Origin of the sequence: Pedobacter sp. GR22-10 (genome assembly GCF_026239715.1) — a bacterium.
Classification (GTDB): Bacteria; Bacteroidota; Bacteroidia; order Sphingobacteriales; family Sphingobacteriaceae; genus Pedobacter.
Map to the genome: position 1 here is coordinate 472308 of NZ_JAPIVR010000002.1, position 22483 is coordinate 494790.

General features: G+C 37.8%; 13 protein-coding genes. 5 read left to right on the plus strand and 8 right to left on the minus strand.

The window, feature by feature from the left end:
• Positions 1-60 precede the first annotated feature (60 nt).
• The 5 genes from OQX64_RS09435 to OQX64_RS09455 all read right to left on the minus strand — a co-directional run bounded on the left by OQX64_RS09435 (position 61) and on the right by OQX64_RS09455 (position 9629).
• Entirely contained in the window at positions 61-2439 is a 2379-nt protein-coding gene (locus OQX64_RS09435; protein ID WP_265818578.1) for an ABC transporter permease, read from the minus strand.
• A gap of 78 nt (positions 2440-2517) precedes the next feature.
• Entirely contained in the window at positions 2518-4890 is a 2373-nt protein-coding gene (locus tag OQX64_RS09440) for an ABC transporter permease (RefSeq protein WP_265818579.1), read from the minus strand.
• 78 nt (positions 4891-4968) lie between these two features.
• Positions 4969-7338: an ABC transporter permease gene (locus OQX64_RS09445; protein WP_265818580.1), complete on the minus strand. Its 2370-nt coding sequence runs from the start codon at positions 7336-7338 to the stop codon at positions 4969-4971.
• A gap of 192 nt (positions 7339-7530) precedes the next feature.
• Entirely contained in the window at positions 7531-8229 is a 699-nt protein-coding gene (locus OQX64_RS09450) for an ABC transporter ATP-binding protein (RefSeq protein ID WP_088302383.1), read from the minus strand.
• Between the two features lie 155 nt (positions 8230-8384).
• On the minus strand, positions 8385-9629 hold the full coding sequence (locus OQX64_RS09455) for an efflux RND transporter periplasmic adaptor subunit (protein WP_265818581.1): 1245 nt from the start codon (positions 9627-9629) through the stop codon (positions 8385-8387).
• Positions 9630-9926: 297 nt separating this feature from the next.
• Here OQX64_RS09455 and OQX64_RS09460 point away from each other — a divergent pair, with 297 nt between their 5' ends.
• The 3 genes from OQX64_RS09460 to OQX64_RS09470 all read left to right on the plus strand — a co-directional run bounded on the left by OQX64_RS09460 (position 9927) and on the right by OQX64_RS09470 (position 15155).
• Positions 9927-11336 (plus strand): sigma-54-dependent transcriptional regulator, encoded by a 1410-nt coding sequence (locus OQX64_RS09460; protein ID WP_088302381.1) that lies wholly within the window; start codon positions 9927-9929, stop codon positions 11334-11336.
• Between the two features lie 92 nt (positions 11337-11428).
• The gene (locus OQX64_RS09465) at positions 11429-12787 is read left to right on the plus strand and encodes a sensor histidine kinase (protein WP_265818582.1); all 1359 of its coding nucleotides are present in this window, start codon (positions 11429-11431) and stop codon (positions 12785-12787) included.
• A gap of 169 nt (positions 12788-12956) precedes the next feature.
• Positions 12957-15155 carry a bifunctional alpha,alpha-trehalose-phosphate synthase (UDP-forming)/trehalose-phosphatase gene (locus OQX64_RS09470; RefSeq protein ID WP_265818583.1) on the plus strand — a complete coding sequence of 733 codons (2199 nt, stop codon included), beginning with the start codon at positions 12957-12959 and terminating at the stop codon, positions 15153-15155.
• A 610-nt stretch (positions 15156-15765) separates the two neighbouring features.
• Here the strand turns inward: OQX64_RS09470 and OQX64_RS09475 are convergent.
• Positions 15766-17550: a glycoside hydrolase family 15 protein gene (locus tag OQX64_RS09475; protein ID WP_088302147.1), complete on the minus strand. Its 1785-nt coding sequence runs from the start codon at positions 17548-17550 to the stop codon at positions 15766-15768.
• A 268-nt stretch (positions 17551-17818) separates the two neighbouring features.
• On the opposite strand from OQX64_RS09475, the gene OQX64_RS09480 reads away from it, so the two are divergent.
• Positions 17819-19237 (plus strand): glycogen synthase, encoded by a 1419-nt coding sequence (locus OQX64_RS09480; RefSeq protein ID WP_265818584.1) that lies wholly within the window; start codon positions 17819-17821, stop codon positions 19235-19237.
• 2 nt (positions 19238-19239) lie between these two features.
• Positions 19240-20508, plus strand: a complete 1269-nt coding sequence (locus tag OQX64_RS09485; protein WP_088302144.1) for a glucose-1-phosphate adenylyltransferase — start codon at positions 19240-19242, stop codon at positions 20506-20508.
• 170 nt (positions 20509-20678) lie between these two features.
• Here the strand turns inward: OQX64_RS09485 and cobA are convergent, their stop codons facing one another.
• Positions 20679-21473, minus strand: a complete 795-nt coding sequence (gene cobA / locus OQX64_RS09490; RefSeq protein ID WP_265818585.1) for a uroporphyrinogen-III C-methyltransferase — start codon at positions 21471-21473, stop codon at positions 20679-20681.
• A gap of 518 nt (positions 21474-21991) precedes the next feature.
• Positions 21992-22456 (minus strand): hypothetical protein, encoded by a 465-nt coding sequence (locus tag OQX64_RS09495; protein WP_265818586.1) that lies wholly within the window; start codon positions 22454-22456, stop codon positions 21992-21994.
• Positions 22457-22483 lie beyond the last annotated feature (27 nt).

Genomic DNA, 22483 nt, shown 5'->3' on the forward strand with positions numbered 1-22483 from the left:
TAAGTTTTAAGTTATAAGTTTTTCACTTACGACTTAAAACGTATAACTTATCCCTTATTTTTATTCGTATTTCAACGCATCAACCGGATTAGCCCTCACAGCTTTTTTTGCCTGAATGCTTACCGTTATCACCGTTAATAAAATGGTAATGATTGCACTGCTAACAAAAGGAAGGACAGGTAAATCAATCCGGTAGGCAAAAGTTTCCAGCCATTTCTTAGTAAGGATGTAAGCGACCGGCCATGAAATTACGTTAGCTGCAAGCACCATGATAAAAAATGAACTGTTAAGTAATTTAAAAATCTGTATGTCGCTTGCACCTAAAATTTTGCGAACAGCTATTTCTTTAATCCGACCGTTAGTAATGTATTTTGCAAAGGCAAACAAACCTAAAATAGCAATGAAAATGGTGAGCAATGCCGCTGCAAAAAACACGGATTGTAGCTGCTCTTGTTTTTTAAAAAGTTTGCCATAAAGTTCATCTAAAAACTCATACCTGAAATCTTCACCATCCTGAGGGTTAATTTGAGGCCGTTGTGCTTTCAAAGCAGCCAAAGCATCAGACATTTTATTTTCCTCAATTTTTAGCATGATTTGCGTCTTATAATTGCCGCAAGGATTTTTAATTGCGTAAATGGTTGGCTGAACGGCACTTTCAAAGCCTTGAGCCTTAAAATCTTTAATTACACCAACAATTTTATAATCAATATTGCAGCCTCTGATTGTTTTTCCAACGGGGTTTTTCATGCCATATTTCGCAACAGTTCGCTCATTTATCACAGCAGAATTCGCAGTATCTGTACTAAATGACTTTGAGAAAAAACGCCCCTCTTTTAACTTGATATCCAGCGTCTCGAAATAATCAAAATCTACATCTATAAAATCAAGGCTGGATTGCACGCCCTCGAAAGTATAACCATTAGCCCCACCTTCTGCACCATCAGGGATATCAGTGGTCACGGTTGCCGATTTTATTCCAGGAATTTTTAAGATTTTATCTCTAACAGGAGTGAATTTTTCAGGCTTATTAAACATACTGATGTTCTTGATGTACACGACCTGGTTTGCCGTAAAACCTAAATCCTCACTCCTCATGTATTTAAGCTGAGCGTTAATGATAAACAAGCCAATAATGAAAATTACGGCGATACTGAATTGAAAAACCAATAATCCATTCCGCAACCAAGAGCTTTGTTTACTTGTAGAAAAATTACCCTTTAACACCAATGCGGGTTTGAAACCGGATAATACTAAAGCGGGATAAGTTCCAGCAATTAAGGTAATCAGACATAAAATTAAAGGCAATTGCCAGAACAGGTCATTATTGGCATGCCATATTGTTAAATTAATTTGGAACAAGTTGTTAAAGTATGGCAATGCCGATTCAGCAAAAACCAATGCCATAATTGTTGCAAACAGGCACTGAATAAATATTTCAGTTAAAAATTGAGCAGTTAGCTGAAGGCGATAAGCGCCCATTACTTTTTTAATGCCTACCTCTTTCGCTCTTTTAGTGGCCTGAGCAATGCTGAGATTAGTGAAATTAATACAGGCAATCACCAAGATTAAAACACCAAGAACAGAAAGTGCTATTAAAATTTTATAAGGGGTATCATTTCCTGCTTTAGGCCTTAAATGTTGATGAGCCAAAGGATCTAAAAATATAGACACGCCCTTAATTTCTTCAATTGTCTTTACATCGGTTTCGCCTTTTAATAGCTCAGCTCTGTATAAATTGGTGATTTTGTTTTGAAGATTTTCAACATCCGTTCCCGGTTTTACCTGAATAAAGGTATTATAATTATTATATCCATAGTTTTCTCCCTTTCCAATCTCGTTGCCTATGGATACCCCGTCGAAGCTAAAATTTGAATGCTCATTGTTAACAATAGCCCCGGCGATGGTTCCGGTTATTCCTGAACTGGAAGATCCGAAGCTCACCATTTCGGGTTTATTGTCTTTCTTACCAGGAAACAGTGTTTTAACGTTTTCAACATTCAGATAAGTTAATCTTTCTACATCACCCGATGGCTTGATCAAGCCACCTATTGGATTAATGTCCAGAATTTTGGCGGCATTGTAATCTGCCTGCAAAATGTTTTTCGTAAAAATGGCATTTTTGCCATTTTTAATAGCCAACTCCAATGAATGGTTTATCTTGGTGATCCCTGCATTTTCTACTTCAGGAAAATTTAACTTAATCGCTTTTACGAGCGGAGGAGAAGTGTAATTGGTTTTAAAATCAGGCTCAATTCTACCAACCACATAAATATTATTGTAGTTAGGATTTGTCTGATCGAAGCTGGTTTCATAGGTAAAGTACATGGCTAACAAAATAAAAGCAGCCAAAGCTATAGCTAAACCACCAACATTAATGGCAGTTATTCCCCGGTTTCTCCAAAGGTTTCGCAAGGCGATTTTCAAGTTTAATTTGAACATTTTTGTAGTTTTACGTGGTAAGTTTTAAGTTATAAGTTTTTTACTTACGACTTAAAACGTATAACTTATCACTTATTTTTATTCATATTTCAAGGCATCAACCGGGTTCGCTTTCGCTACCTTTACCGACTGAATGCTCACGGTTAAAACGGCAATTATAATAGAAATAGCGATCGCCAATGCAAAAGGCATAATAGATATGCTTATCCGGTATTCGAAAGATGAAAGCCATTTATTAATAATGATATAAGCCAGTGGAAAAGCAATGATGTTGGCTATCGCCACCAGTTTGATAAAATCTTTATTTAAAAGTGTAAGAATATTTCTTGTGCTCGCGCCCAAAACTTTACGGATGCTGATTTCTTTTTTACGTTGCTCGGCCATGAAAAGCGCTAATCCTAATAAGCCTAAGCAAGAGATGAATATCGCAAAACCGCCGAACCAGTTTGAAAGTGTGCCTAAAAGTTTTTCAGACTGAAATTTTTCTTCGAAAGATTCGCTGACAAATTTTCTATCCACAGGATAATCCGGATTTATAGCTTTTACGAGTGCATCTATTTGTACCAATGAGGCACTGATGTTTTGCGCTTCATTTAGTCGAATTAAAATTACTCCTCCTTCGTCACTATATATTTTATTAAAAATCATTGGTGCTACTTTTTGGTATGGAGATTCTGCAACAAAATCTTTCATTACGCCTATAATAGTAGCTTTGGAATCACCATAGTTAATTATTGTACCCACCGGATTTTTAAGTCCCATTATTTTAACAGCAGCTTCATTTATCAAAACCTTGTTAGAATCACCTGGAAATTCGACAGCAAATTCTCTTCCTTTAATCATTTCAGTACCCGTAGTTGCTATAAAATCGTAACCAATCCCCCTTTGGTTAAATAGTACCTTTTCATTGGGGTTTTTGCCCTGCCAGCTGATATCTGAGGTATTATTTCCACCTTCATCAATATTCATACTCATCAAAGAAACGTGTTGGGCAGCACCGGATTTGATAAGCTGCGTTTTTAATAAGTCGATTTTTTTTGTACTCGTTAAAGCACCTGCAGCTGCCATTTGTATCAGATTACCCTGATTATAGCCTATTGGTTTGTTTTTAATGTAGTTTAATTGCTGATAGATAACTGCAGTGCAAACAATTAGACTTGCCGCGAATACGAACTGAGAAACAACCAATACTTTTCTAATCGACATAGCCGATCCTGTCTTGAGTCTAAAGCCTTTAAGCACTTTTACAGGTTCAAAAGATGACAGGTAAAATGCCGGATAACTACCTGCAAGTAAGCCGGTAAATAAAATTAATCCGGTTAAAGTTGCCCAATTTCTCCAATCATGGTATTGAATAATCAGATTAATATTTAACAGCGTATTAAAGTACGGCAAACTAATCTCAACTAAAGTAAAAGCAACAACAGTTCCAATTAAAGAGAGTAAAATGCTTTCCAGAATAAACTGAGCTATCAATGATTTTCTGCTTGATCCAATTGCTTTGCGAACACCAACTTCTTTTGCTCTTTTCTCTGATCGGGCGGTAGAAAGATTCATAAAGTTTACACAAGCAATAAGGAGGATACAAATTGCCAGCATAAAGAAAATCTTCAGTTGGTCTATTTTTCCACCAATAGTTACCCCATTTTCGAATTCATTATACAAATGCCATTTTGATAAGGGATGCAAAAACAATTCGTTGGTATTTGATTCATTATCATGGGTTTTATAAATATCTTTAACTTTAGCATTTACTCCATCCAATAAACTAGTATTTTGAAGTTGTACCAGGGTTAAACAGAAATTACTCCCCCATCCCTGCTTAGCTATCCATTCGTGTGTTTTTTCATTTAATTTCCAGGGCATTAAATAATCGAATTTGATACTGCTATTTGCTGGTATATCAGCAATTACCGCTTCAACTTTTAACCCCTCTTTATTATCCAGCTTCACTATTTTACCTAAAGGATTTTCGCCTGCAAATAATTTTTCTGCTAATGATTGAGTTAAAATAACGCTATTAATATCCTTAAGTGGCGTTACCGCATTACCACTTAGAAATTTATAATCCAGTATATCAAGAAAAGATGGGTCAGCAAACAAACCTCTGTTTTTAATTTTTTTATCATTATAGCTAATTAGTTGTTCAAATGGATAAGAAGATCTCGCAGCATTTACAATACCGGCATATTTCTCTTTTAGCTCCGGGGCTAATAAACCAGGTGTCCAGGCCCAACTGTGCACTTTACCATTGGCTGTCATATTGGTATGGGCAATATAAGTTGTATTGTAATTCTTAAACTGCCTATCAAACCCAAACTCGTATGACACATACAATAATAGCAGCATACAACTGGCTAAACCTATAGCCAAGCCACCAATATTTATTAAGGAGAAGCCTTTGTGCTTCCAAAGGTTTCGCAAGGCGATTTTCAAGTTTAATTTGAACATTTTTGTAGTTTTACGTGGTAAGTTTTAAGTTATAAGTTTTTCACTTATGACTTAAAACGTATAACTTATCACTTATTTTTATTCATATTTAAGCGCATCAACCGGGTTCGCTTTCGCTACCTTTACCGACTGAATGCTCACGGTTAAAACAGCAATTAAAACAGATATTGTAATGGCAAGTGCAAATGGCCAAAATGATATATCAACCCGGTATTCGAATGCAGAAAGCCATTTATTGATGACCAGATAAGCGAGTGGAAAGGCAACCACATTCGCAATAGCAACGAGTTTGATAAAATCCTTATTTAAAAGCGTTAGGATGTTGGCCGTGCTCGCACCTAAAACTTTACGAATGCTGATTTCTTTTTTGCGTTGTTCGGCCATGAAAAGCGCTAATCCTAATAAGCCTAAGCAAGAAATGAAGATGGCAAAACAACCAAACCAATTGGAGAGTGTACCCAGTATCTTTTCATCCTGAAATTTTACTTCAAAAGATTCATTGACAAATTTGCGGTTAACCGGATAATTAGGTTCTATTTCTTTTACGAGCGCATCAATTTTATTTAGTGATGAACTGATGTTCTGACCAGGATTTAAACGCACAAGAATGACACTAAAATCTTCGTTATGTGCCAAACGAAAAATCATTGGTGCCACTTTCTGATAAGCGCTTTCTACAACGAAATCTTTAACAACACCAACATTGGTGAACTTGGTACCCCAAAAAGTGATCACCGCACCAATTGGATTCTTTAAACCCATCATTTTTACGGCCGATTCATTGAGCATCACATTGCTGCTGTCGTTCGGATATTGTTCCGAAAATTCGCGACCACTAAGTATCTCCGTACCGATGGTTTTTATAAAATCATAGCCAATGGATCTGTGGTTAAAAGAAACCTCTTCATTTGGATTTTTTCCTGGCCATTGGATATCAATGGTATTATTGCCTCCTTCCGTAACATCCATACTAAAAAATGTCACATCACTCGTAGCGCCAGATTTAAGTAATTGTGTTTTGAGCAACTCCAGGTTTTTATATTTCTTCATTTTACCTTGCACGGCAATCTGGACGAGGTTAGATTGGTCATAACCAATTGGTTTATTCTTAATGTAATTCAGTTGCTGATAGATTACTGCTGTACACACGATTAAGCAGGCTGCAAAGACGAATTGTCCTACCACTAAAACTTTCCTCACCGATACTGAAGAATCAGTTTTGAGTTTTAAACCTTTTAATACTTTAATGGGTTCAAAAGAAGATAGGTAAAGTGCCGGATAACTACCCGCTATAAATCCTGTAAAAATCATTAAAATAAAAAGCGCAGTCCAAAATCTAAAATTGCTATAATCAATTTCTAATTTGATATTTAATAAATTATTAAAATAGGGAATGCTTACCTCAACTAAAATAAAAGCAATAACCGTGGCAACAACTGTGATTAGGATAGACTCTAAAAAAAACTGGTTGATTAAAGATTGCCTTGAAGAACCAATAGCTTTACGAACGCCAACCTCTTTTGCTCTACGCTCGGAACGGGCAGTAGATAGATTCATAAAGTTTACGCAGGCAATTAACAGAATGCAAAACGCAAGTAATAAAAATATTTTGAGCTGATCTATTCTTCCACCTACAGATTTTCCGTTTACAAAATCGCCGTATAAATGCCATTTGGATAAAGGATGTAATAATGCAACTGCCAGGTTTTCTTTTTGATTGCGTTTGTAAATATCATGTATATAAGTATTTGCCGCCGGAAAAAATTTATTATCCTGCAATTGAACCAGCGTCAGGCACATGTTATTACCCCAGTTATTTTCCTTTGCCCAAGTTTCTCTCTTCAAAAATAAATCCCATGGCATGATACATTCAAAAATTAAACTGCTATTGGCCGGGATATCTTCTATAATGGCCTCAACTTTTAAAACCTCCTGATTCTCCAGCTTCACCGTTTTGTTAATGGGGTCTTCGTCCCCAAATAACTTCTTTGCAAATGATTTTGTCAGAATTATAGTATTTACATTCTCCAAAACTTTTACAGGATTGCCCTTAAGGAACTTATAATTTAATATTTTAAGGAAAGAAGGATCAGCGAAAACAACCTTGCTAATCAGTTTATTTTGATCAACGGTAATTAGATGAGCTCGTGGATAGGTAGAATGTGATGCATATTTTACTCCCGGTAATTTTTCCTGCACTTCTTTAGCCATTACATTAGGGGTCCATGCCCAGCTAAAAGTTTTACCATTAGCCTCCATGTTTTGATAAACCACATAAGTTTTATCGTTGTTGGTAAACTGCTTATCATAACTCCACTCGTAAGCAACGTAGAGCAATAAAACCATACAACTGGCTAAGCCAATGGCCAGTCCTCCGATATTGATCAGTGAAAATCCTTTGTTTTTCCAGAGGTTTCGCAAGGCGATTTTTAGGTTGAGTTTGAACATCTTTTAGTATCAGGTAAATAGTATCAATTATTCAAGACAGGTATATGAAAGCCTTAGCCTCTTTAATTTTATATTTTCGGTTTAGTCAGCTTTTCCAGCGCCTTGCCTAAATCTTCCCATCCGGGAAGATTTTTAGGAAGACCTATCATTAACTAAACTAAAATCTTTTTTACGAGGTGTAAGGTTTAAGCCTTAGATCAGCTCTTCGTTTCTACTTTTATTTATCTTTTCAGAAATTACATGACCATCTTTTAGGTTAATGATTCTGTTGGAAAAACTGGCATCATGACTGGAGTGCGTTACCATCACGATTGTAGTTCCGGTTTCATTCAGTTCACAAAGCAATTCCATCACTTCATTGCCATGCGAGCTATCCAGGTTTCCGGTAGGCTCATCGGCCAGAACTAATTTTGGCTTGGTCACTAATGCCCTTGCCACGGCAACCCGTTGTTGCTGTCCACCGGAAAGTTGTTGTGGAAAGTGGCCACTGCGGTTAACGATATTCATCCGTTCAATGATTTCGTTCACCAGTTGCTTCCGCTCTGCTGCCGGGATTTTATTGTAAATTAAAGGCAGTTCGATGTTTTCAAATACGGTTAATTCGTCTATTAAATTAAAATTCTGGAAAACAAAGCCCATATTTCGTTTCCTGAAATTGGAGCGCTCTCTGTCGTTTAAACTTAAAAGTTCAGTATCAATAAATTTATAACTGCCACTTTCTGGCTTATCCAATAATCCCATTACATTCAATAATGTAGACTTTCCGCAGCCTGAAGGGCCCATGATAGAAACAAATTCTCCCGCTTTGACGTGAAGGTTAATGCCGTTCAGGGCCGTAGTTTCGACTTCTTCGGTTTTGTAAACTTTTTCCAGATTTTCTATTTTAATCATAGCGTTTTAGTATCAGGTTTTTAGCCCCACCCAACCCTCCCTGGCAGAAAGGGCTTTTGGAGTGTTCATATTAAATTAATTTGTGCCAACAAGTTAGCTTTTTCGTTATTTAGGTTTTACTTTTTGCTTCTCTCCGGGGAGCTCGGATGAGGATACTACTTAGCGATCTCCAACTGGTCGTACTGGTTAAACTGATCGTAAGATGAGGTGATCACTTCATCACCTTTGGTCAAACCATCCAATATTTCATAATAAAGATAATTTTTTCGCCCTATTTTTACGTTTTTCTTAGTTGCCTTGCCATTATTCACCACAAATACCCATGAGCCGCCGGTACTTTGGAAAAACTGCCCCTGTGCCAGCAATAATGATTTGCTGTTATCCGATAAGGTTAACTTCGTTTGCAAGGATAAACCTCTGCGCAAACCTTCCGGAGCTGCACCTTTAAACACCATTTCAACCTGAAACTGGCCCGCTGTAACTTCGGGGATTACTTTACTAACCGTCAGGTTGTACGTTTTCCCGTTGAATTCACAGGTGGAAGTTTGCCCCTCTTTTACACGATTAATATAGTATTCATCCACACCAGCCTGTAATTTATATCCCTTCAATACATCAATTTTCCCAATCATTTCATTGGAGTTATATGATTTACCGGTAACCGGATCATAAGATGATAATTTTCCGGAAACAGGTGCCTTGATGGTCATGTTCTCAATGTTTTTGCGGATCATTTCCAAACTTTCATTCATCTGCGCCATTGACTGGTCAATTTGCATCAGCTGCATTCTCCTGCTTTGATTTTCTTGTTTTACAGCCTGGCGAACAATCTTAAGTTTACCCTGGTAATATTCATAATCCTGACTTGATTTATTAAACTCCTGTAGGGTGATCACCTTTTTCGCAAAAAGTGCACTATCTAAATGATACTGACGCGCAGCAGTTCTTAAGCTATTTTCGACATCTAAAACATCCTGATTTAAAACCCTTTGATTTTGCTCCAAATCCAATCTGGACTTACGCAGTTGATTAATTTGCTCAGTCGCAGCGGTTTGGCTTGAGGTATAACTTAAGATTGCATTAGCGTTCGAGATTCTCAATAATGGAGTACCTTTTACAACAGAAGCACCATTCTCTGTAAAGATTTCAGCAACCGTACCTCCTTCAGATGAACTTACGATAACAGATGTTAATGGAACAACGCTGGCGTTCAGGAGCGCCACATCTTCAAAATCGCCGTATGCTACTTTGCTAATGGTTAACTTCTCTGCATCTGCATGATATGTTTTTTTAAGTGATAAAGTATAACCATAAAGTACAATGGCCACAAATGCTATTGCTCCTCCAATCATAATTAAGGTTTTACGGCTAAATCTTTTCTTCTCTATTTTTTTATCCATTGTTCGGTTGTACTATTTGATTTGCTTATTAACCAAGTATGTGCCAAAGCGATAAAAAACAATTAAACACCTTAAAATCAGAACATTAAAAAAATTATTAAATTTATTATGTTCATTTTCGGACAGTTATTGTGCGGGAGCGGACAGTTTGGCTAAATTTACCGCATGCCCCCAATAAAGTGGCAGTTACAGGCGAGGTGGAAATGACAAATTCCAAAAGAAATTACCCTCAAGAACAACATTTGAAAAGAATTTAGCTATGTTCAAATTAATTGAAGTTTTAACAATACATTTGATATGAATGATAGAAAGGAAAGCTCCCCTTTAGGCCCTGGGGGTTTAGAAGCCACAGTTTTAATCATTGATGATGATGATGATATCTTATTAAGTGCCCGTCTCTTCCTCAAACAACAGGTAAAGCAGGTCATCACCTGTAAATCGCCCAAAGAAATTAATGTGTTATTGAGCAGGAATGAGGTAGATATTATTTTGCTCGACATGAATTACCAGAAAGGTGCCAGCGACGGGCGGGAAGGCTTGTATTGGCTTGAGCATATTTTATCCATCGATAAGGATTATGTGGTGATCCTGATGACTGCTTTTGGAAATGTGGAGCTCGCCGTAAAGGCCATTAAAAAAGGTGCAACTGATTTTATCCTCAAGCCCTGGGAAAATGAAAAACTGTTTGCTACCCTTTCTGCAGCTTCAAAACTTCGCGAATCTAACCGGAAAGTAAAGAAACTCGAAAAAATTCATACCTCATTACAAAAAGATTTAACACGGGGTTTTGAAAACATTGTAGGTCAGGCAACAGGCATTAAACAGCTGCAAAATACGTTATTAAAGGTAGCACCTACAGATGCCAACGTTTTAATCCTCGGTGAGAACGGTACCGGAAAACAGGTTTTCGCCTATGAGATCCATGGAAACTCACAACGGAAGAACCAGGTTTTTATGCATGTGGATTTAGGATCGCTCAATGAAAACTTATTTGAAAGCGAGCTTTTTGGCTATGCCAAGGGTGCTTTTACCGATGCAAAAGAAGATAAACCCGGCCGTTTCGAACTCGCAGATGGCGGGACGATCTTTTTAGATGAAATCGGGAATTTAACCCTTCCTTTACAGGCTAAACTGTTAAGTGTGTTACAAAACAGAACGGTGATTCGTTTAGGTGAAAGCAAAGCACGCAAAGTGGATGTTCGTTTGATCACTGCAACCAATATGCCCCTGAATGAAATGGTTGCCAAAAATACATTCAGACAGGATTTACTGTTCCGGATCAATACGGTTGAACTGTTATTGCCACCTTTGCGACAACGCGGTACAGATATTCTGCTTTTAGCCAATCATTTTATGCAGGTGTTCAGCTCAAAATACCATAAAGAAACCCGAAATTTAAGCAGCAAAGCTGAAGAAATCCTTTTAAATTATAAATGGCCTGGAAATGTGCGGGAGCTGCAGCATGTGTTGGAGCGGGCGGTTATTATGAGTGATGGAAAAGAAATTACTGATGAAGATTTACAGCTTAGTCCGCAACGTTTTACCCAAACTAATACTGTACCCGAAGAAATGGCATTGGGTGATATGGAAAAAATGATGGTGCAGAAAGCCATTGATAAACACAAAGGAAATATATCAAAAGCTGCCGCCGAACTGGGTTTAACCAGGGCAGCTTTGTACAGAAGAATAGAGAAATTTGGAATATAATCTAAGGTAGAAGGTAAAAAGGCAGCGAGCGAGAGGTTTATCTCGCAAGCAAAATCCTCCACCTTAAAACCTTCGACCCTCAACCTTAAAATATGTTTTACAAACGTTTTACTTTCCGTTTAATATTCCGGTTGCTGGTGATTAATATACTGGCTTACCTGCTGTTCTACCTTATTAAAAATACACAACTCTGGTTTACCATTATCGGGGTGGGACTGATCTTTCTGGGTACCGTCATCTCCTTGTACCATTATATCAATGAAATCCGTTCGGATATCAAACGGTTTATATTGGCAGTTAAAACACGCGATCATACCTTAAATTTTAAAAACAAAACCACCAAAGGAAGTTTCCCGGAGCTGTACGAATCATTTGGGGAGATTCTTCTGGTTCATAAACAGATCCGCTTAGAGCAGGAAGCCATGTTTCAGCTCATTAAAACCATTCTGGAGCAGGTTCCTGTAGGAGTAATCGTAATTAACAATGCTACAACAACGAGCCAAAATCAGGAAATTGCCTTCTTTAACCAGGCAGCCTCAAATTTACTGGGTGTGCCCGCTTACAAATACTGGCATCGCTTAAAACAACATTTACCGGCATTCGCAAATGAAATTGATCAGATATCCGGTGGCGGCAAACGTTTCCTGGAACTGAAAATACAGGAGAAGTTTATTCAACTTTCAACGGAAGTTATTCCCCTTAACTTATACGGGAAAAATTATACGATCATCAGCTTTCAAAACATTAAGGATGAAATTGAACAAAAAGAAACTGAAGCATGGAACCGGTTAATAGGTGTCATTTCACATGAAATTTTAAATTCCATTACACCGATCAGTTCGTTGTCTGATACCATTAACAGCATGGTTACTGATAAGGAGAACCTGAATATAGATGAGATGGAAGACCTGAAAATGGCCCTCCAAACAATTAAACGCCGTTCTGCCGGATTGCTGGATTTCGTAAAGGATTACCGCCTCATTGCAGAGTTACCTACACCAAATCTCGAATCGCATACCATTGGCGAAATTTTAAAACACATCATGGTTTTAATGCAGCCTTTTGCGAAAGTTAAACATGTGCTTTTGGATATTGAACAAACCAGTTCAAAAATTACTGTTCAGCTTGATTTAAAACTGATTGAACAGGTATTAATTAACCTCATCACCAACAGTATTTATGCTGTTGAAGGATTTGATCAGCCTCATATCACAGTTAGGCACCGGTTGGAAAACACTAAACTTTATATAGACGTCACCGATAATGGTAAGGGAATAGATCAGTCAGATCTGGAAAAGATTTTTGTTCCTTTTTATACCACCAGGAAAAATGGTTCGGGCATTGGCTTAACCATTAGCCGCAACATCATGAAAATGCATCGCGGAAGTATAGAAGTTGTGTCTGTTCCGAATGAACAAACCACTTTTTCTTTAGTATTCAATTACGTCTGATCCGGATTTAAAAAATCAGAGTCAAACCTGACCTTTTCACCCCCTTAAGTTTTGAAAAGTTATTGGTAATATAATTTGGTTTAAATCATTTCAATGTTTTTTTAACACGAATATTCAAACAAAAACGCTGTTACAAGCTTTTATTTATGTGGATACATCAAATACAAGCATGAAAACAGTTATAATATCGAACAGACTACCCGTTAAAATTATAGAAGAAAATAACGAGTATACCTTCATCCCAAGTGAAGGCGGACTCGCAACAGGCCTTGGAGATGTTTATAAAACAGGTAACTCCATCTGGATTGGCTGGCCGGGAATTGAAGTTCCGGAAGAAAGGCAACAGGAAGTCATAGATAAACTCGCTGTACTTAACCTCTACCCGGTATTTCTTACCCAGGAAGAAATTAATTTATATTACGAAGGTTTTTCAAACGAGGTTTTATGGCCTGTTTTTCATTATCTCGTTACCTATGCGCATTATGAACAAAGTTATTGGGATTGTTATAAATCCGTAAATCATAAATTTGCAAAAGCCGCTTCAAATGTACTTTCTGCAAAAGATAAAATATGGATTCAGGATTATCAGCTCCTGCTCCTGTCAGGCATCCTGCGTGATCAATTGCCACAATCTACCATAGGCTTCTTTCAGCATATTCCCTTTCCATCTTATGAGATATTCAGGTTAATTCCCTGGAGGGATGAATTGCTGAACGGCATGTTAGGCGCCGACCTGATTGGTTTCCATACCTATGATGATGTGCGCCACTTTTTAAGTACAGCAACCCGCTTATTACCGGTAAATTCAACAGCCAATGTTTTAAACAACAACGAAAGGCAGATTGTAGTAGAAGCCTTTCCAATGGGCATTGATTTTGATAAGTTTTCTAATCTTACGTCGCATGATGAAGTTCAAAAGGAAATTGAATACTTCCGGAACGGAAAGGAAGACATGAAAGTTATCCTCTCCATTGACCGGCTTGACTACAGTAAAGGCATTCTGGAGCGCCTAAAAGCGCTGGAATTATTATTGCAGGCTCATCCCGAATTTATTGGTAAGATAGAGTTGTATATGATTGTGGTCCCATCCAGAGACACTGTTCCGCAATACAGGGATTTAAAAGAACAAATTGACCAGTTTGTAGGGAATTTAAATGCCCGGTACCGCTCCATTAACTGGATTCCGGTTAACTATTTTTATCGCTCTTTTCCGATTGAAATTTTATCAGCCCTTTATGCCACTGCAGACATTTGCCTGGTTACCCCCATGCGTGACGGTATGAATTTAGTAAGTAAAGAATATGTAGCCAGTAGAAATCATAACAACGGCGTACTTATTTTAAGCGAAATGGCTGGCGCATCCAAGGAACTAACAGATGCAGTAATTGTGAATCCAAATAACATTGGAGATATTATGGAAGCCATCGTATTGGCTTTAAAAATGCCAGTAGAAGAACAGCATATCCGCATGAAAGCCATGCGGAACATTGTAGAAAAATTCAATGTGAAGCATTGGGTAAATAATTTTATATTAAGACTAGACGAAGTGAAAGATTCTCAAAACTCATTACTTACAAAACATGCCGTAACGGCGATTAAAGAAGTAATTTCCGAAAAATATGACCATACCACAAACCGGGTATTATTCCTTGATTATGATGGAACCCTGGTAGATTTTGCCGGAAATATTGATGATGCATCGCCTGATGAGGAACTTTATAATTTAATTACCAGGTTAACGGCAGATCCGGCAAATACCGTGGTCATCATCAGTGGCAGAAGAAATGAAACCCTTGAAAAATGGTTTGGCCATTTAAAGGTAGACCTTATAGCGGAACATGGTGCCTGGCAAAAAGCCTATGGCGATAAATGGAACTGTTTACCACTCCTCACCGATCAATGGAAACAGGAAATGAAATCTATCCTGGAAACTTATACAGACAGGACACCCGGCTCTTTCATTGAAGAAAAAAGTTATTCCTTAGTGTGGCATTACCGCAAGGCAGAAGAGGGATTAGGCGATTTAAGGGCGAATGAAATTGTAAGTCACCTGAAGATTCTGGCCGCAGATAAGGGACTACAGTTAATGCCGGGCAATAAGGTCATCGAATTTAAGAATATGGAAGTAAATAAAGGAAAAGCTGCACTTAACTGGCTGTATGGTAAGCAACCCGATTTCATCCTGGCACTTGGCGATGACCATACCGATGAAGATATTTTCAAAGCCCTTCCAAATGATGCATTTACCATCAAAGTGGGAAATAACATCTCTGAAGCGAAATATTATTTAAATGACTTTAAGGAAGTGAGGAAATTACTTTGGGGTTTATTAAAAGATGAGGTTATAGAAATTAAACCATCACTTTAATTTATTTCGTACATAATACATAATTCAAATGGTCTGTATTTCGCAGGCCATTTTTTTTACCTTTAAAAAAAATATCCCGGATTTAAGAAGATCATCGCTGAAAAAAATCAGCGGAAATCTTCTAAAATATCATTTCGTCAGGCGCAATGTGACAATGACAAAAATCCCGCTGATTTAAGAAGATCATCGCGGAAACAAATCAGCGGAGATCTTCTAAAATATCATTTCGTCAGGCGCAATGTGACAATGACAAAAATCCCGCTGATTTAAGAAGATCATCGCGGAAACAAATCAGCGGAAATCTTCTAAAATATCATTTCGTCAGGCTCAAGGTGACAATGACAAAAAATCCCGCTGATTTAAGAAGATCATCGCGGAAACAAATCAGCGGAGATCTTCTAAAATATCATTTCGCCAGGCGCAATGTGGCAATGACAAAATCCCGCTGATTTAAGAAGATCATCGCAGAAACAAATCAGCGGAAATCTTCTAAAATATCATTTTGTTAGGCGCAATGTGGCAATGACAAAAATCCCGCTGATTTAAGAAGATCATCGCGGAAACAAATCAGCGGAAATCTTCTAAATCTGCGGGAAAATTATTTTCATCGTTATAAAAATATCGGCCTGTCTAACTTAATCGCGATGCGGTGTGCAGCGTTCATTAAACCAACATGGCTGTACGCTTGCGGAAAATTCCCCCACTGGCTACCAGTTTTGGCATCAACATCTTCACTGAAAAGCAACAAATGATTACAGTATTTGATAATGTTTTCAAATTCTTTAATCGCTTCATCAACCCTACCCACACAAGCTAATGCTTCCACATACCAGAAAGCACAGATTAAGAAAGTCGTTTTAGGCTTTCCAAAATCATCGGCATGCAAATACCTGTAGAACAAGCCATCTTCAGTTTTTAACTCCTTTTCCAAAGCAATTAAATGATCTTTGGCACGGTCAGAAGCTGGGTCAAGATAATTCATCATGATCAGTTGTAACGTACTGGCATCTAAATACGGACTGCCAACAGCATTGGTATAAACCTTTCGTTCAGGATCATAGCAAGCTTCAATATGAGCGGCAGCTTTATCTATTAAAATTTGTGCCCGCGCTTCAAAATCAGGATTACCAATGGTTTTGGCCATTTTTAGTGCCGCATGTGCCCCGGCCCATTGAAACAGATTACTATAGCAATGCACATTGGCAATATTTCTGAATTCCCAAATACCAGCATCTTTTTCATCTATTGTTCTTTCAATTTTAGAAAGCACGCTTTCAATCCATTTTACAGAATCACTTCGCTCTGAAAACACAAAACGATGATCAGTGTAAAGCGGTAACATTGAAGTTAAAACCTGTCCATAAATATCGTTCTGAATATGTTCATAAGCCTGGTTACCAATCCTGATGGGTTTCTCGCCTTTATAACCTTCTAAATGGTCGAGTGTGGTTTCAATGATTTCCCTTTCTCCTGCTATGCCATACAGGGGCTGATAACGTTCATCTTCATTGTGCGAAATATCAGAAAGGTAATTGAAATACTTTTCCATTTCTTCAAAATGACCAATATGATTTAAAGAAGTCAGCACATAATGAGAATCTCTCAACCAGCAATAACGATAATCCCAGTTTCTGGTACTACCCGGAGATTCCGGCAAACTGGTGGTACTTGCTGCAATAATGGCACCCGTATCTTCATACTGATGAATTTTCAACACGAGGGCTGAGCGGATAACAAGAGGTTGATAAAACCCAGCGATGGTAGAATGTTTGATCCACAACCTCCAGTAGCCAATGGTTTCACGAAGAAAATTTTCTGCCGTACTTACAATAGGCGCCTCGAGGTTTTGTCCGTAGGTCATGACAAGATATTTTGTCTCATTGAGTACAAATGCCTTTTCATCAATAATATAAGTAAGAGAAACATTGGTACTCAACCTGATATTTTCATCACAGCCTAAATAATCAATATGATTGCTTCCGCGGCTGGCCCGCATCCTGCCTTTACCATAATCGCATACCGGCTGGCATTTAATGGTTATCCGTGGGTTGCCTTCTAATGGTTCAATTTTCCGGATAAACATCAGGGGTTTAAAGTACCTTTCATGCAATCTAAAACGCGGCGCAAAATCTGTAATGCGGTATTTTCCGCCTTCAGTCGTGATTTCCGTTCTTAATACATTGGTATTTTCGATATAATATTGAGTAGAACTATATTCACCCTGTGGAAGAATTGAAAATTCACCCCCCTTATTTTTATCCAGTAAACTTCCAAATACAAAAGGACTGTCAAAACGAGGCCAACATAGCCAAGATATATCAGTATTCTTATTAACATGTGCCATAAATGCACAATTTCCTATTATTCCAGTTTGATAAAGGTGCTGTTCAGCCATAAGCTATTTTAAGTGTTTATCAACAAACAAGCTTATGCCTAAAATGTTGGCAGGAATGTGAAATACCTCTTTTCTAATAACTATAATGTGCAATTGGATTAAAATAATATTCACATTTAAGGCTTTCTGTTTTTAAAAATATTTGCTCAAACCACTGGCTCACAATAGACAATGAAAAATCATCTTTTCCAACCCAAATAAATTCCTCAATATTTTCAAATCGGAAAACAATTACTAACTTAACACAGTTATCTACACCAAATATTTGATGGAAATTATACATATAAGCGCCGAGTGTTACCCTGCTGCTAAAGTTGGCGGATTAGCTGATGTAGTTGGGGCTTTACCAAAGTACCAGAACAAAATAGGCCACATTGCCAAGGTGGTTGTTCCTGCGTACGATACTAAATTTATCCGTGAAAGTGAATTTGAAGTAACTTATGATGCCTGGTCTAATTACGGTAATCACCATTTTCAATACCGCATTTTAAAAGAAAAAACCAATAAATTAGGATTCGATTTATATTTAGTCCATATCCAGGGACTTACAGACCGGCCTAACGTTTATGGTTATGAAGATGATACGGAACGTTTTGTCGCTTTTCAGATTGCTACATTGGATTGGATTGCGCAATGGGAGCATCGCCCGGATGTCATTCACTGCCATGATCATCACACCGGACTGGTTCCTTTCATGGTGGCAAACTGCCTGAAATATCAATCCATCAGCAAAGTTCCTACCGTCCTAACCATTCACAATGCACAGTACCAGGGGCAGTTTGGCTGGAATAAGCTTTACTATCTTCCTGCTTTTGATTTATGGAAAGGTGGATTACTGGGCTGGGAAGATGCCATCAATCCCTTAGCTTCTGCCATTAAATGTGCATGGCGGGTAACCACGGTTTCGCCAAGTTACCTGGAAGAAATGATGGGTAATGCCCGCGGACTCGAGAGTTTATTAAGACAGGAACGGTGGAAATCTGTCGGGATACTGAATGGGATCGACAGTGAAGTCTGGAATCCGGAAACAGATCCGATGCTTAAAAAAGGTTATAATTTAAAAACAGTAGAAAGTGGAAAAGCCGCAAACAAAAAAGCGCTATGCGATGTTTTTCAGTTAGATTCTTCCAAGCCACTATTCACCTTTATTGGAAGATTAGTGGATGAAAAGGGTGCAGATTTACTTCCGGATATTTTTTATTCCGCTTTACATCAACACGGTGACAATATTAACATCCTGGTTTTGGGCTCCGGAGATAGTTGGGTGGAAGGAAGGTTAAATCAAATTAAAGATTACCACAGTAGAAATTACAACGCATACATTGGTTACAATGAACAGGTTTCTCACGAAATATATGCAGGTGCAGATTTTCTGTTAATGCCATCAAGGGTGGAACCCTGTGGTTTAAATCAACTTTATGCCTTGCGGTATGGTACAGTACCTATTGTGCGTAGGGTTGGTGGATTGAAAGATACAGTTGTTGATATTGGTGATGGCGGTTTCGGAATTTGCCATGACCAAACCAGTGTATGGGATGTAACCCATGCTATAAATCGAGCTGTTGAATTATATCGTGATAAAAAAGCTTTTAAAGCCGTTCGGAAAACCATGATGAAAATTGATCATTCATGGGATAAGGCTGCTACAAATTATATAGAATTATACCAAATATTAAAACAAGCTTAAACATGACTGACAAAGTTTTAGGCGTTATCCTTGGCGGTGGCCAGGGCTCTAGATTATCGCCACTTACACAAACACGTTCTAAACCTGCAGTTCCAATTGCTGGTAAATATCGTTTGGTAGACATTCCTATTTCAAACTGTCTGAACTCAGGGATTCACCGCATGTTTGTACTTACACAGTTCAACTCGGCATCCTTAAATAAACACATTAAAAACACTTATCACTTTAGTCACTTCAGTACGGCTTTTGTTGATATTCTGGCTGCTGAACAAACCGTTCAGAATGCAGGCTGGTTTCAGGGAACGGCAGATGCAGTACGTCAATGTATGCATCATATTGTTTCTCATGAGTTTGATTATATCCTGATTCTTTCCGGTGATCAATTGTACCAGATGGATTTTAAAGATATGATTGAGAAACATATCGAAGCAAATGCAGAAATTACCATTGCCACCATTCCGGTAACAGCAAAAGATGCGACAGATTTCGGCATTTTAAAAGCCGATGAGGAAAACATGATCACTTCCTTTACTGAAAAACCTAAAGTAGGTTTGGATGCCTGGGTTTCAGATACAGGTGCAGAAATGCAGGCCGAAGGTCGTAATTTCCTAGCCTCCATGGGGATTTATGTTTTTAACAGGGAATACTTAATCAATATCCTGAACGAAAACGAAGATGAAAAAGACTTTGGTAAAGAAATTTTACCAAGGGCAATTACAGAAAGCAGGGTATTGAGTTATCAATATGAAGGTTACTGGACAGATATTGGTAACATCTCTTCATTTTTCGAAGCAAACTTAGGCTTAACGGACGAAATTCCGAAGTTTAACATGTTTGATAGCAACCACACCATCTTCACCAGAGCGAGGATGTTGCCTCCATCAAAAATTTCAGGCACGACATTGGAGAAGGCCATTATTGCTGAGGGTTGTATTGTACAGGCCAGCAGAATTGAACATGCTGTTTTGGGAATCAGGGCCCGTATCGGAAAAGATACTGTTGTAACCAATGCTTATGTGATGGGTAGTGACCGTTATCAAACCCTGGAAGAAATTCAGATGGAAACAGAAATGGGAAATTCCCTTATTGGTATTGGCGACAGATGCTATATCAATAATGCCATCATCGATAAAAACTGCCGCATTGGCAATGATGTAAAAATTAATGGTGGTGCTCATTTAGAAGATGGCGACCATGAATTATACGCGGTTAAAGATGGAATTGTTGTAGTGAAAAAAGGTGCAGTATTGCCCAGCGGAACCATTATTTAAAGTAAAACTTTGTTATAATAATAAGACCAGTATCGGATAGCCAATACTGGTCTTGTTTTTTACAGCCAATTCTAAATAAATGAGATTTATTTAAATCTCTACACATGAAAAAACCGCAATGCTTTCGCACGCGGTTTTACAATAAAACAAATAGTTGGTTATAGTTGATATTAATACTCTTCAGCCATGATTTCATAAAAATCCCTGATGGGTTGAAACTGGGGATGTAATGAAACCACATCACCAAACACCAGTAGTGCCGGCGCCTTAATTTTTTTATCTTCTACCACTTCTGCAATGGTATCTACAATTCCGATTGCAATTTTTTCATCTTTTGATGATCCATTTTGAATAACGGCCACAGGCAATAATCCTTTGTTTTCACCCTGAAAAATTGCAGCGATTTCTTTTACCTTTTCTATCCCGTTCAAAACGACAATCGTAGCTTTAGTTTTTGCGGCAATGTACAAATCTTCAGAAATTTCTCCTTTTGAGTTGGTTCCGGTTACCGCCCAGAAACTTTCGCTCAAATCTTTATAAATCATGGGTATTTTCTGCAGACTTGGTGCACCGGTTGCACTCGAAATACCTGGAATAATTTCAGTAGGAATACTGTAAGACTCTGCGGCATCGATTTCTTCGTAACCTTTCGCAAAGAAAAACGGGTCGCCGCTTTTTAAACGAACCACATGACCGTAATTTAAAGCATAATCTACAATGAGTTTATTAACCGCATCCTGCGAGAAATCTTCATCATCGGTACGTTTACCAACATAAACTTTCGGAATACCCTCTGGCGCATGACACAGTAAAGCCTCGTTTACATTTGCATCATACAAAACAACATCAGCTGTTTTTAATGCTTTAACACCTTTTAAACTGAATAAATCCGGGTCGCCGGGACCAGCACCTATTAATGTAATTTTTGGTTCAATGTTCGCTTTTTCTACTTTACTTAAAATCATGTCAGAAAATATTAGCTCGTGATCATTATGATTAATTACACAAATATATAAAGTCTATAGATATTGTAGTAATTTATTTTAAAATATTTTTATTCACTGTTTAGTAACTGATTATAGCATTAAGAAATATTTCAATCACCTACATTCAGGCAGTTATTCAAGATGACAAATTATTAAATATATGGATATGAAAACATTATGAGTACAGGAAACTCAACTGACATGAGTCAAAATCTAAAATTGCAGATTTATGCCGCTATAGCAGTGAGATTGCTTATTACCTCGCAATGACGGCAAGAGGTGTCGTCATTGCGAACTAGAGGGCAGGGCTTAGTAATGGCGTGAAGCAATCTGATTCGCGAAAATAGATTGCTTCGTCGCTGAAAAAGCTTCTCGCAATGACGATGAGGCGAAGAGTTCATTTTCTTCTTTCGTTCATCGTTGATTATTTTAAGTTTGCTGCTTCAGATTCGTTTTTCCAGCATTCAGCTTTGTCTTTAAGCTTTAGTCTCTCACTTCTATTTACAAGGCACTTCTATAAAAGTAAATTTACCCGCATCGTAATTGATGGGTTTCCCTTTTACGAAGTAGGATCTGCCCAATGTAGTCTCAATTTGCGCGACGCCCATGATCAGTTTACCATCCTTTTTCAAAAATGCCAGTGGATTGGTGAATGCTTTGGTGGTATCTTTACCCGTATTAAACCGATAATCGACTAAAAGTGTATCCCCATGAAACTTACCATTTATTTCGCCCTTATTCTGAGGCTTTTCTGCATATTTTACCAATAATGAACCAGTCACTTTTCCAGAAGCCATTGTTTTTACAATCATGGCTGCACTGTCTTTTTCAAATGATGAGGCATAACAGGTTTCATTTATAACGGAATCTTTCTTTACTGAATCAGCTTTTTTCTCAGACTGGTTACAGGCAAAAATAAATGGAACCGCAGCGAAGGCGATGTATAAAAGATTTCTTTTCATAATTATAAATTTAAAGTTTCTGAGTAA

What these genes read in the sequence shown, in the direction of transcription:
- OQX64_RS09465 (WP_265818582.1), top strand. Translation starts at nt 11,429, where the DNA reads ATGTTTTACAAACGTTTTACTTTCCGTTTAATATTCCGGTTGCTGGTG.
- OQX64_RS09460 (WP_088302381.1), top strand. Translation starts at nt 9,927, where the DNA reads ATGAATGATAGAAAGGAAAGCTCCCCTTTAGGCCCTGGGGGTTTAGAA.
- OQX64_RS09480 (WP_265818584.1), top strand. Translation starts at nt 17,819, where the DNA reads ATGGAAATTATACATATAAGCGCCGAGTGTTACCCTGCTGCTAAAGTT.
- OQX64_RS09445 (WP_265818580.1), bottom strand. Translation starts at nt 7,338, where the DNA reads ATGTTCAAACTCAACCTAAAAATCGCCTTGCGAAACCTCTGGAAAAAC.
- OQX64_RS09475 (WP_088302147.1), bottom strand. Translation starts at nt 17,550, where the DNA reads ATGGCTGAACAGCACCTTTATCAAACTGGAATAATAGGAAATTGTGCA.
- OQX64_RS09470 (WP_265818583.1), top strand. Translation starts at nt 12,957, where the DNA reads ATGAAAACAGTTATAATATCGAACAGACTACCCGTTAAAATTATAGAA.
- cobA (WP_265818585.1), bottom strand. Translation starts at nt 21,473, where the DNA reads ATGATTTTAAGTAAAGTAGAAAAAGCGAACATTGAACCAAAAATTACA.
- OQX64_RS09450 (WP_088302383.1), bottom strand. Translation starts at nt 8,229, where the DNA reads ATGATTAAAATAGAAAATCTGGAAAAAGTTTACAAAACCGAAGAAGTC.
- OQX64_RS09485 (WP_088302144.1), top strand. Translation starts at nt 19,240, where the DNA reads ATGACTGACAAAGTTTTAGGCGTTATCCTTGGCGGTGGCCAGGGCTCT.
- OQX64_RS09495 (WP_265818586.1), bottom strand. Translation starts at nt 22,456, where the DNA reads ATGAAAAGAAATCTTTTATACATCGCCTTCGCTGCGGTTCCATTTATT.
- OQX64_RS09455 (WP_265818581.1), bottom strand. Translation starts at nt 9,629, where the DNA reads ATGGATAAAAAAATAGAGAAGAAAAGATTTAGCCGTAAAACCTTAATT.
- OQX64_RS09435 (WP_265818578.1), bottom strand. Translation starts at nt 2,439, where the DNA reads ATGTTCAAATTAAACTTGAAAATCGCCTTGCGAAACCTTTGGAGAAAC.
- OQX64_RS09440 (WP_265818579.1), bottom strand. Translation starts at nt 4,890, where the DNA reads ATGTTCAAATTAAACTTGAAAATCGCCTTGCGAAACCTTTGGAAGCAC.